Source organism: Coleofasciculus sp. H7-1 (assembly GCF_057473865.1).
Window position 1 is genome coordinate 77,906 of sequence record NZ_JBYCCT010000051.1, and the last position, 15,600, is coordinate 93,505.

The 15,600-nt window shown below is 46.3% G+C and carries 16 protein-coding genes; 10 read left to right on the forward strand and 6 right to left on the reverse strand.

Annotated elements, in window-relative coordinates:
• Nucleotide 1: 1 nt before the first annotated feature.
• From AC2VDX_RS12535 to AC2VDX_RS12550, 4 genes are all read right to left on the reverse strand, one after another.
• Nucleotides 2-145 carry a hypothetical protein gene (locus tag AC2VDX_RS12535; RefSeq protein ID WP_378180563.1) on the reverse strand — a complete coding sequence of 48 codons (144 nt, stop codon included), beginning with the start codon at nt 143-145 and terminating at the stop codon, nt 2-4.
• A 61-nt stretch (nt 146-206) separates the two neighbouring features.
• The gene (locus AC2VDX_RS12540; protein ID WP_190674864.1) at nt 207-902 is read right to left on the reverse strand and encodes a TIGR00266 family protein; all 696 of its coding nucleotides are present in this window, start codon (nt 900-902) and stop codon (nt 207-209) included.
• 93 nt (nt 903-995) lie between these two features.
• Entirely contained in the window at nt 996-1,673 is a 678-nt protein-coding gene (locus AC2VDX_RS12545; protein WP_378180567.1) for a TIGR00266 family protein, read from the reverse strand.
• A 68-nt stretch (nt 1,674-1,741) separates the two neighbouring features.
• Entirely contained in the window at nt 1,742-2,407 is a 666-nt protein-coding gene (locus AC2VDX_RS12550; protein ID WP_378180570.1) for a TIGR00266 family protein, read from the reverse strand.
• Between the two features lie 212 nt (nt 2,408-2,619).
• Here AC2VDX_RS12550 and rsmA point away from each other — a divergent pair, with 212 nt between their 5' ends.
• The 7 genes from rsmA (at nt 2,620) to pth (ending at nt 9,549) form a co-directional block, all read left to right on the forward strand.
• Nucleotides 2,620-3,471, forward strand: a complete 852-nt coding sequence (gene rsmA, locus AC2VDX_RS12555; protein ID WP_378180708.1) for a 16S rRNA (adenine(1518)-N(6)/adenine(1519)-N(6))-dimethyltransferase RsmA — start codon at nt 2,620-2,622, stop codon at nt 3,469-3,471.
• Between the two features lie 150 nt (nt 3,472-3,621).
• Nucleotides 3,622-4,569, forward strand: a complete 948-nt coding sequence (gene ispE / locus AC2VDX_RS12560; protein ID WP_378180573.1) for a 4-(cytidine 5'-diphospho)-2-C-methyl-D-erythritol kinase — start codon at nt 3,622-3,624, stop codon at nt 4,567-4,569.
• 45 nt (nt 4,570-4,614) lie between these two features.
• On the forward strand, nt 4,615-4,950 hold the full coding sequence (locus AC2VDX_RS12565) for a DUF3082 domain-containing protein (protein ID WP_378180576.1): 336 nt from the start codon (nt 4,615-4,617) through the stop codon (nt 4,948-4,950).
• Nucleotides 4,951-5,756: 806 nt separating this feature from the next.
• Nucleotides 5,757-7,424 carry an HD domain-containing phosphohydrolase gene (locus AC2VDX_RS12570; RefSeq protein ID WP_378180579.1) on the forward strand — a complete coding sequence of 556 codons (1,668 nt, stop codon included), beginning with the start codon at nt 5,757-5,759 and terminating at the stop codon, nt 7,422-7,424.
• A gap of 522 nt (nt 7,425-7,946) precedes the next feature.
• Complete coding sequence (locus AC2VDX_RS12575) at nt 7,947-8,171, forward strand: DUF2811 domain-containing protein (RefSeq protein ID WP_378180582.1); 225 nt, start codon at nt 7,947-7,949, stop codon at nt 8,169-8,171.
• A gap of 68 nt (nt 8,172-8,239) precedes the next feature.
• A complete protein-coding gene (hemJ, locus tag AC2VDX_RS12580) occupies nt 8,240-8,827 on the forward strand; it encodes a protoporphyrinogen oxidase HemJ (RefSeq protein WP_378180585.1) in 588 nt (195 codons plus the stop codon).
• A gap of 68 nt (nt 8,828-8,895) precedes the next feature.
• Complete coding sequence (gene pth, locus AC2VDX_RS12585) at nt 8,896-9,549, forward strand: aminoacyl-tRNA hydrolase (protein ID WP_486928169.1); 654 nt, start codon at nt 8,896-8,898, stop codon at nt 9,547-9,549.
• Between the two features lie 41 nt (nt 9,550-9,590).
• Here the strand turns inward: pth and rpsU are convergent, their stop codons facing one another.
• Both rpsU and AC2VDX_RS12595 read right to left on the reverse strand, forming a co-directional pair.
• On the reverse strand, nt 9,591-9,773 hold the full coding sequence (gene rpsU, locus AC2VDX_RS12590; protein WP_378180711.1) for a 30S ribosomal protein S21: 183 nt from the start codon (nt 9,771-9,773) through the stop codon (nt 9,591-9,593).
• Nucleotides 9,774-10,491: 718 nt separating this feature from the next.
• Entirely contained in the window at nt 10,492-11,772 is a 1,281-nt protein-coding gene (locus AC2VDX_RS12595; RefSeq protein ID WP_378180590.1) for a hypothetical protein, read from the reverse strand.
• 427 nt (nt 11,773-12,199) lie between these two features.
• On the opposite strand from AC2VDX_RS12595, the gene AC2VDX_RS12600 reads away from it, so the two are divergent.
• The 3 genes from AC2VDX_RS12600 to AC2VDX_RS12610 all read left to right on the forward strand — a co-directional run bounded on the left by AC2VDX_RS12600 (nt 12,200) and on the right by AC2VDX_RS12610 (nt 15,558).
• Nucleotides 12,200-13,552, forward strand: a complete 1,353-nt coding sequence (locus AC2VDX_RS12600; RefSeq protein WP_378180593.1) for a UDP-N-acetylmuramoyl-tripeptide--D-alanyl-D-alanine ligase — start codon at nt 12,200-12,202, stop codon at nt 13,550-13,552.
• Between the two features lie 73 nt (nt 13,553-13,625).
• The gene (locus tag AC2VDX_RS12605; RefSeq protein ID WP_378180596.1) at nt 13,626-14,222 is read left to right on the forward strand and encodes a 3'-5' exonuclease; all 597 of its coding nucleotides are present in this window, start codon (nt 13,626-13,628) and stop codon (nt 14,220-14,222) included.
• Nucleotides 14,223-14,556: 334 nt separating this feature from the next.
• Nucleotides 14,557-15,558: a BMP family protein gene (locus AC2VDX_RS12610; RefSeq protein ID WP_378180598.1), complete on the forward strand. Its 1,002-nt coding sequence runs from the start codon at nt 14,557-14,559 to the stop codon at nt 15,556-15,558.
• Nucleotides 15,559-15,600: the final 42 nt, after the last annotated feature.

A 15,600-nucleotide genomic window follows, 5' to 3' on the forward strand; every position in this document is an offset into this window, starting at 1 on the left:
TTCAGGCTTGCTCCAAAAACGCTATTGTTAAATCTGCATTGCCCCATCCGGTATGCAGGCAACTCTTGACGACCCGACCAAACAATGCTTCGACCTTCATATGTAAACTTGCATCGTGAGTTACCTGCACGCGATCGCTCGTCATTTCAGCGATATAATGCGGCTACCTAAAAGTTCTATTGGGTGCGGTTACAGCAAGATTCAGCTTAGTTGCTACTCTTAACTGGACGGAACGGATTCAAGAAATTTATCAGTGCATAAAGCTCACGCGACTGAATCCATAAACGTCCTTGACCCCGGAAGCGACAAACCAATCCTTCCCCGCCCAAAATTCCAGTTCTCAGCCCTTTAAATGACAAGCCCCCTAACATTTCGACATTGTATTGTAACGAGTCTTCAAACGCCACAATATAGCCAGTATCTACTACATAATCCCCTGCAACTGGAATTTCTACAATTGCCCCATAAGAACTAAACCAGATATCTCCTTGACCAGTTGCTCTCAGCAAAAACAACGACTCCCCACTAAAGAAGCCTTTAAAACCTTGAAACTTAGTATCAATTTCGACGCTGGGATTAGCTGCAACAAAACCCGAAGATTGCACCATCAATCCATTGCCACTTAGGTAGTAATGTTGAATGTCTCCAGGTACTCCAGGCGAAACATAGAGTTGTCCTGCCCTTCCTTCAGCGGTAAATTCACTCAAAAATAAAGATTCACCGCCCAGCATCCGACCGATACCTTGCATTAAGCCACCTTTGACTTTAGACTTCATTTTAATGCAAGTATCCATTGCTGCCATTGCGCCCGATTCTACTAAGACAGTTTGATTTGCTTGTAAGTCGAGGCGCAGGGAAGCATAGGCTGGGGAATGCTCGATTTCGTAGGCAATCTCATTCATAATTATCCTTTGCTAATTACTATCTTGTTGGATTGAAGGATTGTTCAAAAGCCATTTGTCAATGAGCAATGACTAATCACTAATTACCACTCTTTATCGCGGCGGCAACTGAGAACCAACTAGCACACCGAAGGCACCCGGATTGTGAGTTTGGCAAAACACTCGACCTTGTCCTTGAAACCGACAAACGAATCCTTCTCCGCCCAAAAAGGAACCAATTAAACTGGAAGTTGCTTTTCTAATTTCAAACTTCAGGCTTTTCTCAAATGCCACAATATGTCCGGTGTCAACGATATATTCACCATTCACAGGAATTTCATAAATAGCCCCAAAGGAAGAAAGCAGAACGGAACCATGACCGCTGACATTTAACCAAAAAATTGATTCGCCAGAAAACAAAGATTTTAAGCCTTGAAATCCTAACTCAATATCAACATCTGACTCGCTAGCGAGGTAAGAAGCAGATTGCACGACCAATCCAGATCCAGTCATTTGATAAAGCAAAATATCGCCCATCAATTTGGGAGCTAAAAATACTTCACCTCCAGCAGTGGGAGAGCGAAAAACGCTCAAAAACAGCGACTCACCGGCAACCATGCGTTTCAGTCCGCCCAAAATTCCGCCGCCTTTTCCTTGCCGTAAAGTCGTACTGGCATTGATATAACCGCTCATGGCAATCATCCTGCCAGCTTCTGCGATTAATTCTTCACCGGCTCTGAGAGTAACGCGAGCGATCGCGCTGTCCGGTTGATGTAAAATTTGCACATCCATCGCTTCAAATCCTCTTGATTTATGCACTTAGCAATTAGGCGAAAAAACTATTATTAATTAGCTTTTTCTTAACGAAATTTAGGACGTAAATATCCGACCAAACCACCAACACTGCGAGATTGTAAATAAATTTCTCCTTGCCCTGTCAGTCGGTTCACTAATCCTTCCCCCGACGTGACAGAACCAAGCAATCCACCAGCTAGTCCCACACTCATTTTGATGCCAGGTTCATAGGCAACTAAGTGCCCGCTATCAACCACAAATTCTCCGGTTATCCGTTTTTGAATGATGCCGCCATAAGCACCAAAAAACACCTGACCTTGACCGCTTAACTTTAGCTTAAACAGTCCTTCTCCTGATATCCAGCTCTTAAAACCTGCCCACTGAACTCCCATATTCACACCTGGACTATGGGCAATATAAGCACCCGGTTGAAAGCAAATTTCTCGTCCACCCCGCAAGTCAATACAAGCAATATCGCCAATGGTAGATTGAGTCAATACTAAATTCAGAGGTTGCTGTGTATTGTTGGTAAAGACATTCACAAATAGGGATTCCCCACCAAAGAATTTCTTTAGCAATCCAGAGATTAAACCCCCTGAAAATTCCGTCTTTATAGACAATTGGGCATCCATACTGGTCATAGCTCCCGCCTCAGCAGTGAGGCTATCACCCGGATTCAGGATGACAAAAATAGAGGCAAAGGCTGGTTTATAGCGAATTTCGTACTTCACCGACAAATCTCCTGCTTGTGGAGGATGCAAACCTATACAAGTCTGGCAGAAGTTTTTCCGGTATCCAAATTTATTTAAGAAAAAGCAATAAGTCGATCTGGGGCGACTGGGATGGCTTGACTCTGGATTTAGGGGATTATTTAGTTTTGGGGAAGCAGCAACTTGACCGCGTGGTAGGTTGGAAGGAAGACTGTAAAAGCATCCTTTCCTCCATGCGATCGCCTCAACCTCGAAAACAATTTGCTCAACACTGGCTGCGGAGTGACAAGGCGCTCAATCAAATTGTCGCCGCAGCTGAGTTATCCACCCGCGATTCGCCTGGGGGCGAAGCTGAAGCTTCACGGGTCTTAGAAATTGGCCCCGGCACCGGCATCCTCACTCGCCGCTTATTACCTTTAGCTCAATCTATTGTTGCGGTTGAAATTGACCGCGATTTATGTCAACTGCTGGCTAAACAATTAGGTAAAGTCGATCATTTTTTACTTTTGCAAGGCGATTTCCTTTCATTCGACTTAGACGCTCAACTCGCTTCTTTTCCAGCCTTCCAAAATCCCAATAAAGTTGTTGCCAATATTCCTTACAACATCACCGGCCCGATTCTGGAAAAGTTGTTAGGTACAATTGCCCAGCCAGCCGCCAAACCGTTTGATTCCATCGTGCTGCTGGTGCAAAAAGAAGTCGCACAAAGGCTTTACGCCAAACCAGGCACGAAACATTTTGGGGCATTAACCGTGCGGGTGCAGTATTTGGCAGAGTGCGAGTTAATCTGTATTGTGCCAGCGGGAGCATTTTATCCGCCGCCCAAAGTAGATTCAGCGGTGGTGCGGCTGCGTCCCCGATTGATAGAACCGCCCGCCCATAACCCCAAGCACCTAGAGAATTTGGTCAAGATCGGCTTTGCCGAGAAGCGCAAAATGTTGCGAAATAATCTGAAAAGTGTCGTTGAGCGCGATCGCCTCACCCAATTACTGGAACAATTAGAAGTAAACCCTCAAGTCCGCGCCGAAGACCTGAGTCTTACCCAGTGGGTTGCCCTGAGTAATTTGCTCAAGCCTGACGACTGAAGTTGTGGCTACACAAACTCTCGTCCGGATGGTGCTTGGATAGTGAAAATATCACTTGTTTGACTAATGTTTGACTAAGCCTGCTCTCGTCAGACTTGGTTTGTGTAGCCCCAGTATGAGAGCCTGTGGGCATCTATCTGCAAAACCCCAATGCGTTCCTATACCCTGATTTCCCCAGCCAAAATTAATCTGTATCTAGAAATTATCAGCGATCGCCCGGATGGTTATCACGAACTGGCGATGGTGCTGCAAAGCGTTGGTCTTACCGACCAAATTGATTTGCGTTCGATTAGCACTGAATCAGTCCACGTTCACTGCGATCATCCCCTAGTGCCGTCAGACAAAACCAACCTTGCCTACCGGGCGGCAGAATTGATGGCGGTAGAATTTCCCCAAGCTTTTGCCCGGTACGGCGGTGTCGAGATTACCATCAACAAACGAATCCCTGTAGGGGCAGGGTTAGCAGGGGGATCTAGCAATGCTGCTGCTGTTTTAGTGGGAATCGATTTGCTGTGGCATCTAGGACTCACTCAGTCGGAATTGCAAGAAATGGCAGCAAAAATTGGCTCAGATGTCCCGTTTTGCGTCGCGGGAGGGACAGCGCTGGCAACTGGGCGAGGCGAACAACTCTCTCCCCTCCCTAATTTGGAGCATCCCTGGGTGGTGTTGGGCAAATACCGCAACCTTGCAGTATCCACACCCTGGGCTTATCAAACTTACCGGCAGAAGTATATTAGTACCTACGTTTCTGACGCTGATAGTTTGGAGGCCCGCAGACAACGGGTGCATTCTGGCTCGATGGTTAACGCCATCTTCAAGAAAAATGAGGTGAGAATCGGTCAATTACTGCACAATGACTTAGAAAAAGTCGTATTGCCGGAGTATCCCCAAGTGTTGCGACTGCGGGAAGCGTTCTATGAAGCGGGTGTACTGGGGGCAATGATGTCGGGATCGGGGCCAACCGTGTTTGCTCTCTCGGAATCGGAAGCCAAGGCACAACAAGTACAGCAGTACGTGAGAAAGTCAATCCCCGACCCCAATTTAGATTTGTGGGTAGCACCGTTTACCACCACTGGGATTCGGGTTATTGCCCATTGATCGAGCTAAATATTCATCACCGATCCCTAATCGCTCAATTGACCTATGAATAATCCGAACACCACCCAAAACCCACCAGCCCCAGTCAAAACGCCCACGAGTCCTCTGCGCTGTTTGAGTGGTGCGTTGATCGCAGGAACAATGGCAACGGGTTGTTATTTCCTCACCACTTCAATTGCTCAAAGCTTTGCCGCCAAGCCTATCCACTCGGATAATGTAACGACCATCAATATTGCGATCGCTGTTCGCACCCTCGTTGTAGGCGTCAGCACGCTGGCAACCTCCATCTTTGCCTTAGTGGCTGTTGGTCTAGTCGCCTTAGCGATCCAAATCGCCTTTCAACGCTTAACCAATCGGACGCCTCCACCTACCCAAAATTAGAACTCTTTCAATCTACTTTCATGGCGGGGCAAGATACCCGTCGAGAGCTTTAACATACCAAGAGTCGGGTGGGCATTTTTCCATTAAGACAAATGGAATGAATAGGGGGCAGCTTGCCGATGGTGGGTGCTAGCTTCCCAATTTTCCGCGCCGTCAGCTAACTACCTAATCAGAGGAGCAACTACTAGGGAAATTGTAACGCTCGTTACAGCGATCGCACTGTCGAAAAGACTTGTCCTGGGAATTTTTTCTACTGGGGCTTTCTCGCCCATCACCGCCACAAACTCCTATTTCAAGGCAGGATGAGCTTGATTCTGGCTAACTTAGCTCGCATTCCCCCAAAGTCATTTAAAAAAATCCGTAAAAATGCCGATGACTGGTACGCCAAATTGGCTGGGAATTAGCATTTAGGATTCAGCAAAAAGTGTAAATTTTAAAAAAGGAATTATGAAGAATAGATGAAGTATGCAGGAAAGTAGACACCCTAAAAAGACGGTGTTTAGCCTTTTCAACAGCCTTAGCAGTAACTTTCAATACATACTATCCTTCAGATTTCGTCGTCAATCTTGCTTACTTTATCTTTTCTTTAAAATTTAGATTTTTAGCTGAGTGGAAATAGCAGATGATAGTAATAGAGAGGTTCGCTCCGAAAACTAGCGTTGAAATCCTCCTGGTTGAGCGAACGCAATTACAGGCTGCAAAGATAAACCCGGTATTCATGCTCTCTGGTGCATGAGTTACTTTTTTAGGAACCTATATTAAAGCAGCCACAATCAAGCTTAAGTGTAATAAAACGGTGCATACTTATGACTGTCTCCCCTTGCCAGATAATCACAGCTAAGAGCCAGGTATGGTTTCCGGAAATCAAAGAGCCAGCAGAACTAATCGAGCAACTTTTGGCAATCGGGACAGCGCTTTCGAGCAGTCATAATTTAAAAGAATTACTGAATCTGATTTTATCGAAGAGTCGGGAAATTACTTGTAGCGATGCGGGCAGTGTTTATTTAATAGAGCGAAGTAGTGAGACTCCCAAGTTACTGTTTAAGGTAGCGCAAAATGATTCTCAATGCAGCGCTTCCTTTCAAGAGTTTTCTATGCCGTTGACTCCGAAAAGTCTGGCAGGGTATGTGGCGCTGACAGGTGAAAGCTTAAATTTGCCGGATGCTTATAATTTACCGCCGGATGTTCCTTACCAGTTGGATCGCAGTTTTGACAGCTCGATTCCTTACCATACTCGCTCCGTCTTAGTGCTACCAATGCAAGACGGTGAAGGGGAAATTATCGGGGTGCTTCAGCTAATTAATCGTAAGGTGAATCGTGATGCGATTGTCACGCCTGAGAATGTGCTAGATGTTACCCAGCCTTATTCTGCTTGGGAAGAGCGAGTTGTGCGATCGCTTGCTTCTCAAGCGGCGATCTCGATCGAACGCAATCAGCTGCAAGAAAGTATTGAAAATCTATTTGAAGGCTTTGTTAGAGCTTCTGTCCAGATTATTGAAACGCGAGATCCCACAACATCCGGGCATTCCGAACGAGTTGCCGACTTAGTGGTGCGTCTGTCGCAGGAAGCCAGTACAATTACCACGGGATCGCTGCGGTCGATTTATTTTAACGAGCGCCAAATCCAAGAAATTCGCTATGCTGCACTGTTACATGACTTTGGCAAAGTCAGTACACCCGAAGCCATTCTGGGGAAGCAGAAAAAACTCTACCCATCCCAGATGGAGGTGATTCGTAACCGCTTTGCGGTGGCGCAACGAACTCTGGAAATGGAATGCGCCCAGACTAAATTTAAGTATTTACTGGAGCATCCCAGCCACCAACATAAAGATTCCCAAATCGTCTGTTCTCACTGCCAACAGCTACAACAATTAGATTGTCAGTTAGAAGATGCGATCGCTCAACTCAATGAATATTGGCATCTCCTACTAGAGGCGAACGAACCCCAGATTCTCGCCAAAGAGCTTCCAGAACGGCTCCAAGAGCTGTCTGGTTACACTTATCAAGATGTGGATGGACAGATCAAGCCTCTCCTCTCACCGACAGAGATCGCTCAGCTGATGGTGCCAAAAGGCAACCTGACAACCGAAGAGCGTTTAATCATCCAAGCGCACGTCACGCACACCTTTGAATTTCTCAACCGGATTCCGTGGACGAAACATCTCAAAGATGTTCCGGCGATCGCCGCAGGGCATCACGAAAAACTCGATGGTAGTGGCTACCCTCAAGGCTTGAAACAGGAAGCGATTCCAATTCAGTCTCAGATATTGACAATTGCGGATATTTATGATGCTCTGACGGCAAGCGATCGCCCCTATAAGCGCCGCTTGTCCGTAGAAACCGCCCTGAAAATCCTCAAAGCAGAAGCCGCCCAAAACAAAATCAACAGCGACCTCGTCACCCTGTTTGAGCAACGCCAAGTTTTCGCTGCTTTGGGTCATTCCCTCTCGGTTCCAGCTCATTCAGCCGCCTGAGTCAGTAGGATAGGCAGTTGAAAGGTTGGATCGGGTTGAAACGTTAAACCTTAACCTACCAACGTTTTAACGTGTCAACATTTAAACCCTCGACTGACCATTAGCCGTTAGCGATTAGCACTTTGCAATTCTTATCTTTCACCCAACTTTTCCCCACCCATTCCCCAGCCTTTCCACAAAGACGTTCAACTTTTTCCACAGGTTCTCTGACCTTTTCCACAGGGTTGAACACTCTGATCGGGTTTTGCTGTTCTATTGGGGATTTTTCTAAAAGACAGTGGCTCAGCCGGGAGCAACCGAGTTTTTATAAAGATAAGTAACAAAAATTTATCTACAAGGCTGATTAAGTCGTGAATATTTTTTAGAGATACCCCCGCTTGTAATATTTCGCAGCATTGACAACCCCACCCCCTCTCAGCAGACAATGATGCGACGGTCAGTGTGATTGGCAACTGCAAGACTGACCCTTGTAAGGGCATGGGGCTGTTGCGCCCCTACCCATAGACAACGCAAAGGAATTCTATGAACGCAAATATCAGTATCTTGGCAGAAATTCCCGAAGACCTACACGAATCTCTCAAAAACTACCTGGAAACTCATCCCGATTGGGATCAAGACCGGGTGTTTGCCGCAGCGCTGTCGCTGTTCTTGCTGCAAAATGGTAATGGCAACACCCCAGAAGCTTCGCGGAGTTATCGCAAAGCAGCACGGGTCTATCTGGAAACTCTCTTCCAGCACTCAGTTTGAGAAATAGCTCTGCTACTCTTACAAAAACTTGTTGATCTTACAGAGTTTGACTGTAGAGGACACGATTGATGGCTTATTCCTGGTTTAAGGCTTTTCACATTGTCGGCTTTGTGGTTTGGTTTGCAGGCTTGTTCTACCTGGTACGTTTATTTATCTATCACGTAGAGGCTTCGGAGCAGCCAGAACCTGCCCAAACGATTCTGAAGAATCAGTATCAGATTATGGAAAAACGCCTTTACAACATCATCACAACACCGGGCATGATTGTGACGGTAGCGATGGCAATTGGTCTGGTAAGTACTGAGACTGAAGTGCTGCGAGAGAGTTGGTTGCATATCAAACTCGGTCTGGTGACTGTTTTGATTGGCTACCATCATTACTGTGGTCGTCTCATCAAACAGTTAGCCGAAGACCGATGCACCTGGAATAGTCAGCAGTTACGCGCTTTGAATGAAGCGCCGACGTTACTTTTAGTGGTGATTGTTTTGCTGGCTGTGTTTAAGAATAGCCTGCCTACAGACATTACCACTTGGCTCGTTGTGGGGCTGATTGTGACGATGGCAGCCACCATTCAGCTTTATGCGAAAAAACGTAAGCGAGACCAAGAAAAACTCATGGCTTCTGTTACTCAAGAAGAGGCTCAACAAGTAATCTGACGAAGTTAGCAGACGCTTCTTAATTCGCTTGACCCAGGTTAGTGGTTACTAATAACAGACAATTGATAATGGACAATCAACAAATGACCACTAACAACGAAAAGGCAACATCTACTTTAATGATTCCCCAGCTAATCGTTGGTCTGGGGAATCCAGAACCTAAGTACGAGAAGACGCGACACAACATCGGGTTTGAAGCGATTGATGCCCTAGCGCGTTCCTGGCAAATTTCCCAGAGTGAAAATCGCAAGTTTCAGGGGGAGTTTGGGGAGGGACGTGGATTACACGGAGACAAGGTGGGGTTGCTCAAACCCCTTACTTATATGAATCTCTCCGGACAGGCAATTCGCGCGGTGACGGATTGGTATAAACTGCCGCCAGAGTCTGTCCTAGTAATTTATGACGATATGGATTTGCCGCTGGGAAAGATTCGCTTGCGTCTTTCTGGTTCGGCTGGGGGACATAATGGGATGAAGTCTGCGATCGCTCATCTCGGTACTCAAAATTTCCCTCGTTTGCGGATTGGCATCGGCAAATCCAAAGCAGAACAGGACGCGGTTTCCCACGTCTTGGGTCGGTTTTCACCTGATGAAAGTCAAACTTTGTCTGATGTACTGCAACTCGTGGTTGAGGCGGTGGAGTTGAGCCTCAAACAAGGGTTTGAGAAATCTATGAGTCTTTACAATAGCCGTAGTGTTATTGAAAATAAAGAATCGCCCTAGCTGATGTTGTAGTGGTAGCACGCCAGGGCAACTCACTTTTGTTACCGAAAACTCCTTTTCTTGCGGCGAGCAGCAGTTGCCTTGCGCTTGCGCTTCTCTTGGGGAGTTTCAAAGTGCCGCCGATATCTGACATCTGCTAAGATGCCAGCCTTGGAAACTTGCCGTTTGAAGCGGCGCAAAGCTGATTCTATTCCCTCATTTTCGCCTAAAACCACTTGGGTCATTCTTGATGATTCCTCCGTATAGGTGATTAAGTTGCTAGATGGTGTGAACTTAATCCACGATCGATGGCTTCGCTTGAGCGATCGCAGCTTTTCGTTCATTCCTCCTGCGATTGGAGTAGGGGCAAGGGTTATGCCCATGCCCCTACTGCCGTTCTCGGTGTAATTTCGGGTAAAGACTCGGCTGCCAAGTCTCTAGTGCCCTACCTCCAGACCATTTGCGTACTGGAGTTGTACAGACCCAATATCGCTTCTGTACAAAGCTTTTTGCTGATTTTTTTCCCGACGAGTGCGATTAGCCTACCAACTTACTCAGTCTCGGACTTCCAGGAGCAGCCCTACCTTATTCAGTCGCTCTGAGTACCTGGATTGACTCCAGCCAAACGACGGGTGAGCAGCACACTTGAGCCACCCTAAGCATTGATTGTACCATGCGCCACCCAGCATCCTACGACTAACCTGGTCTGGTGTAGTCGTAGGATGCTGGGCGCATTTTTACTAAATTTTGACCAACTAACACTGCTAGTTCCTAACCGAAATTAAGCGGAGAATTACAAGCAATCGATATATGCCTTTGTTAAAGGCACAGCATCTGACTAATTGACCCGTCTATGGCGTTGCAGCAGCCTAAAGAGTGGAAACAATCCAGTAAAAACGGAAAAACTAGAAAATTAAAAAATCATGCCTCTTGCCTTCCTTAGGGCAATCAGGAGGCAATTCCTTATAAGATTTGGCTCAAGCAGGAAACATCAGCATCCCCAAAGTGAAGGCTTAAAGCTATATTCAGATTTTCCAGAGATTTGATTAACCACGGCACACCATCTCTGGCATAAGACTCGTAGTGGTTAAAAAGAATTGAAAATCGCTTTTCTAAGTAGGGCTTGACCTTGCGGCACAGCAGGACTATTTTCAAAAGCAACCCGGTTGTGAACGTCGCCCCCAGGTTCGTAATTAGGTCAACGAAGACATAGTGATTCGGTCGCTGCGGACTTTCTACCACTAAGAAGTTCAACAATTGACTACAAGTTCGTACAATCAGGAATTCGCTGGGTCTTTGGGAATCGCTATTCGGGAGAGTGTTTTTTAGCTGGGAATACAAGCGCTCGTTAAACTGACGTTTACCAAATTCTGGGTCAATGGAAGAGGTCAGATATTCATATAAATCCCATTTAAAAGCTCTGTAGGACGGCGTTTGGCTGGTGTGGGTGAGGAAGCGCTGGGATAAATCCCGGTAGGTGTGGGAGCCTTCTACTTTGCCGTAAAATTGTTTGAGAGCAACACCCAGTTCGCGATCGCTCAATAACGTTGGATTTGTCACCGGCTGGATAATTCTTTCGGGTTTATCTGGGCAAGTCTGACGCGACACCTGGGCACGCCGTACTTGGTAAGTCACGTACTGAGACAAATCGACTTCAAATCCCCGCTGAATTCGGGATTGAATTTGCCGAACCGTTTGCTGATGCTCGTAAGAGCTGTCTTCGCTCAGCAGGCAATGTTCATATAGGTAGGGATACCGACGAATTAAGCTTCCCAAAGGCTTAGAGCCATTGCCAGTTGCCTCTGCGGCTTGACTCATCACCTGCGCTAGCCGTCGCAGCGTCAGATATTGCTCCGTTTGGTTGAAAAGCCTCACCAGTTCTCGCAAGCGTCTGGCTCCGCGAGAGCGAACCGTTCCCATGACTGGAGGTGTCAGGAATATGTCTACCAAATCCGGGATAGACGCTTGGAGATTGGGGTGCATCTGCCAGCGATTGATCAGAATGTGGCAGCACCGATTAAGAATAAACCGAAATTCCTGCTCAGCCTGCTTGGAAGTCGTAATTCTCTCCAGCACCATCCAGATTTTTGGCTCCGAGTATCCCACGCCATCCATGAATAGCTGACGAAATCGCTCAATCATCCGACTGGGTGATTCATGTTGAACCCAGTAAAGCAGATGATCGTAAAGCTGCTGCTCTTCAGTGCTAGTGTGTCGGTGATAACAGTCTGTCCAGGTTGTCACGTCAATGCCCCCCTACGTATGCACGCTAGGGCTGAGTTTATATCAGTTCGGTGGATTCGGTTTATTTCGATTGCAACTGTCGTGTAGTAGACGCTTGAACTTTCGATGCACCCTAGATATCACCCTGATAACGGGGGCCATATTCTATACTCCTATAACCGGAGAAATATTACCCCAAATAGAGCATATCTTGGTTTATTCTTCAAATGGTTCCGCATATTTACGGCAAAATTGTGAAGTTTCAATGAAGTAGAGATACGGACTCCGCAAAGCATCAATTCTTTACTTGGCCCATCTACCTCTAAAGTAGTGGGACAAGATAGCGGATTATGTGATTGAAATCACTGCTCAAAATGCATCTTTTGTTCTGATGCGTTGCGTGGTGCATGATAAGGATGAATCTTCTTGAAGTTTGAACATAAGCCTCATGCCTTGTCACGTCCTCCTCTCTCAAATAGTCCAAATCATAGCAGCGACACCAATAAATCTATCTGACGCCGAATTGGCGAGAGATGTTGCAGGAATTACAACCGACACCCGTAGCCTGAAGCCGGGGGAAATTTTTGTGGCACTGCGCGGAGACAAGTTTGACGGGCATGAGTTTGTGGAAACTGCTCTAGAAAAAGGAGCTAGGGCAGTCATTACTGACCATCCATTGTCGGTGTCTATTCCGCATTTGTACTTAGAAGACACCTTGAAAGCATATCAGATGCTCGCCCATTGGTGGCGCTTGCAGTTCGACATCCCTGTAATCGCTGTAACCGGCTCCGTAGGTAAAACCACTACCAAGGAGTTAATTGCAGCTGTTTTGTCAACAAAGGGAGACATTCTTAAAACTCAGGCTAATTACAACAACGAAATCGGTGTTCCCAAAACACTATTAGAACTTTCACCAATGCATAACTATGCCGTGATTGAAATGGCAATGCGTGCTAGGGGTGAAATTGCGCTATTAACACAAATTGCACATCCTTCTGTAGCGGTAATTACGAATGTGGGAACGGCGCATATTGGGCGGCTGGGTTCTGAGGAAGCGATCGCGCAAGCGAAATGCGAATTACTTGCCGAAATGCCTTCCACTAGCATCGCTGTTCTGAATCACGACAACCGCTTGTTAATGGAAACTGCGGCAACAGTTTGGCAAGGGCAAACCATTACCTACGGCTTGGAAGGGGGAGACTTGCGCGGGGAATTGATTGATAACGAGACATTGTGCGTCGAAGGTGTGCATCTGCCGTTACCGCTACCGGGGCGTCACAATGCATCTAACTTCCTGGCAGCCTTGGCGGTGGCTAAAGTTCTCCAGGTTGACTGGAAATCGTTAACCGCCGGTTTGTCGGTGCATCTCCCATCTGGGAGGGCGCAGCGCTACGATTTGCCCAACGATGTTGCCATTTTGGATGAGACTTACAATGCTGGGCTAGAGTCGATGCTGGCGGCGCTGCAATTGTTGGCACAAACGCCAGGAAAAAGGCATATTGCGGTTCTGGGGACGATGAAGGAATTGGGAGAGCGATCGCGCGAATTCCACTTTGCAGTTGGAGAAGCGGCGCGGCAGTTGAATCTCGACGCTTTGCTGGTGCTGGTAGATGACAAAGAAGCCGAAGCGATCGCGCTGGGTGCTGCCCCTTTACCCGCTGAGTGCTTTTCGACGCATCAGGCTATGGTAGAGCGTTTGAAAGAAATGGTGCAAGAAGGCGATCGCATCCTCTTCAAAGCCTCCCATTCAGTAGCACTAGATCGAGTTGTGAATCAACTTCGCGCCGAATTGACTGACTAATTATTTAAAATTCCCAACACCCCGTAGAGGCACCTCTTATGGGTGCCCACATCAAACAAGAAGTCACCCCAAAATGGCTAAGAAATTAGACCAAATCCTTGTGGTTGATATTGAATCAACTTGCTGGGAAGGAAACCCACCCGCTGGACAAGAAAACGAAATTATCGAAATTGGGATTTGTCCAATTGATATCGCTACGGGAGATCGCTTGGAAAAAGAAAGTATCCTCGTGAAACCCGAACGTTCCCAAGTTAGTGAATTTTGCACCAATCTAACCACACTAACTCAAGCACAAGTTAATCTAGGGATTTCTTTTGAATCTGCCTGTTCAATTTTAAAGAAAAAATATTTATCTAAAGATAGAGTTTGGGCAAGCTACGGCGACTACGACCGACGACAATTTGAAAAACAGTGCCAATCTCGCCAGATCAGCTATCCTTTCGGAACCCGACATATCAATGTCAAAACTCTTTTTGGCATTATTCATGCCTTGCCTAATGAAATTGGCATGGATATGGCATTAGAATTACTGAATCTTCCCCTTGAAGGAACTCACCATAGAGGAGGAGATGATGCTTGGAATATAGCCAGTATTTTATCGAAATTAATATTACAAAAAAGAATCAATGTAACTGCGGTGGCAGATGTGGTGATGTTGCGTAAGCCCTGATTGTTATTATTATAAGTTAGCTAAGAAGAAAATCGGAGCGATCGCCCTTACGGAAATAGCATCAATAGCCGCAATGAAATTTACCCTATATTTCATAAAATACTTCATTTAATGTTTATCAATTAAGAAATTGCTCCTGAACCTGAGAAACGCTTTCTGGAGAGGATAATTTCCTCCTGCACTCAGCTAGCCCAATTGGGTGAAAGTAGATAGAATCTAGAAGCAAAATCCTTTTGGTGTCTTAGTAGTCCTGAGTCCTTAGTCAAGAGGTAGTCGGTAATAGGCGGTCACTCTTACCAACTACCTACCACCCATGACCCACTACCCACTATCCATGACCCAGAAAATTATTTGCCTGGTCTTAACTTTGTTTCTGGTGGCCTGCGGTGCAACCGGAAGCAAGATTACACCTACACCTGAGACTGGAAAAGCCGGGACTTTTAAAGTAGCGATGCTTTTTCCTGGCCCTGTAGATGACAAAGGTTGGAATCAATCAGGTTACGAAGGGCTGAAATTAATTGAAAAAGAACTTGGGGCTGAGGTGGCTTATAGTGCTAGCGTTCCTGAAGCCGATGGTGAGAAACTTTTTCGTCAATATGCCAAAAAAAGTTTTGATTTTCTGATCAGTCATGGTGATGAATACCGCGACGCCGCCGAAACGGTCGCCAAAGATTTTCCCCGCGCTAAATTTGCAGTAATGAGCAGTTATGCCGGTAACAATAAAAACGTGGGTGCTTTGGCGTTTCGGAGTGGGGAAGTGGGTTATCTAACTGGGGTCGTTGCCGGACTCAAAACCAAAACCAAAAAAGTTGCCTTTATTGGCGGTCAAGCATACCCAGTGATGGAAGAAGAGGCTATCTTATTTAAACGGGGTGTCCTGGAAACGAAACTGGACAGTACAGTTTCTATCAAGTGGGTTAACAGTTGGTCAGATGCAGATAAAGCTAGAAAAATTGCCCAAGAGCAAGTTGCGGCGGGAACTGATGTTTTAGTTGTTGATGCCGATAGAGCCAATATAGGTGTTATTATAGCTGCCCAAAGTAAGGGTGTTTATGTTATTGGCTGGACGCATGCCATTAATGGGATGGAAAATCGGCACAAACTGGCTCCAAAGACAATTGTTACCAGCGTTGTCCAGCAGGTGCCAATGTTAATGCTAGAGGGAGCAACCTTGGTACAACAGGGGCGATGGGAAGGCAAGCAATACAAGTTTGGACTGCTAGAGGAAGTCCAAGATTTAGCTCCTTTTTATGGAGCGTTAACTCCAGAGCAAGAAGCTTTCGTCGATTCTGTCAAGCAAGATATCATCACTGGCAAAATAAATGTTTCGCCCTAGAGGCAATTTACATCGCTTTTCTAAGGGTTTAAAACAATAGCG

Bases quoted from the DNA above. Each gene is read 5' to 3' on its own strand.
- AC2VDX_RS12535 (WP_378180563.1), bottom strand. From the start codon at position 145: ATGACGAGCGATCGCGTGCAGGTAACTCACGATGCAAGTTTACATATG.
- AC2VDX_RS12540 (WP_190674864.1), bottom strand. From the start codon at position 902: ATGAATGAGATTGCCTACGAAATCGAGCATTCCCCAGCCTATGCTTCC.
- AC2VDX_RS12545 (WP_378180567.1), bottom strand. From the start codon at position 1,673: ATGGATGTGCAAATTTTACATCAACCGGACAGCGCGATCGCTCGCGTT.
- rsmA (WP_378180708.1), top strand. From the start codon at position 2,620: ATGCGATCGCCTCAACCTCGAAAACAATTTGCTCAACACTGGCTGCGG.
- ispE (WP_378180573.1), top strand. From the start codon at position 3,622: ATGCGTTCCTATACCCTGATTTCCCCAGCCAAAATTAATCTGTATCTA.
- AC2VDX_RS12565 (WP_378180576.1), top strand. From the start codon at position 4,615: ATGAATAATCCGAACACCACCCAAAACCCACCAGCCCCAGTCAAAACG.
- AC2VDX_RS12570 (WP_378180579.1), top strand. From the start codon at position 5,757: ATGACTGTCTCCCCTTGCCAGATAATCACAGCTAAGAGCCAGGTATGG.
- AC2VDX_RS12575 (WP_378180582.1), top strand. From the start codon at position 7,947: ATGAACGCAAATATCAGTATCTTGGCAGAAATTCCCGAAGACCTACAC.
- hemJ (WP_378180585.1), top strand. From the start codon at position 8,240: ATGGCTTATTCCTGGTTTAAGGCTTTTCACATTGTCGGCTTTGTGGTT.
- pth (WP_486928169.1), top strand. From the start codon at position 8,896: ATGGACAATCAACAAATGACCACTAACAACGAAAAGGCAACATCTACT.
- rpsU (WP_378180711.1), bottom strand. From the start codon at position 9,773: ATGACCCAAGTGGTTTTAGGCGAAAATGAGGGAATAGAATCAGCTTTG.
- AC2VDX_RS12600 (WP_378180593.1), top strand. From the start codon at position 12,200: ATGCCTTGTCACGTCCTCCTCTCTCAAATAGTCCAAATCATAGCAGCG.
- AC2VDX_RS12605 (WP_378180596.1), top strand. From the start codon at position 13,626: ATGGCTAAGAAATTAGACCAAATCCTTGTGGTTGATATTGAATCAACT.
- AC2VDX_RS12610 (WP_378180598.1), top strand. From the start codon at position 14,557: ATGACCCAGAAAATTATTTGCCTGGTCTTAACTTTGTTTCTGGTGGCC.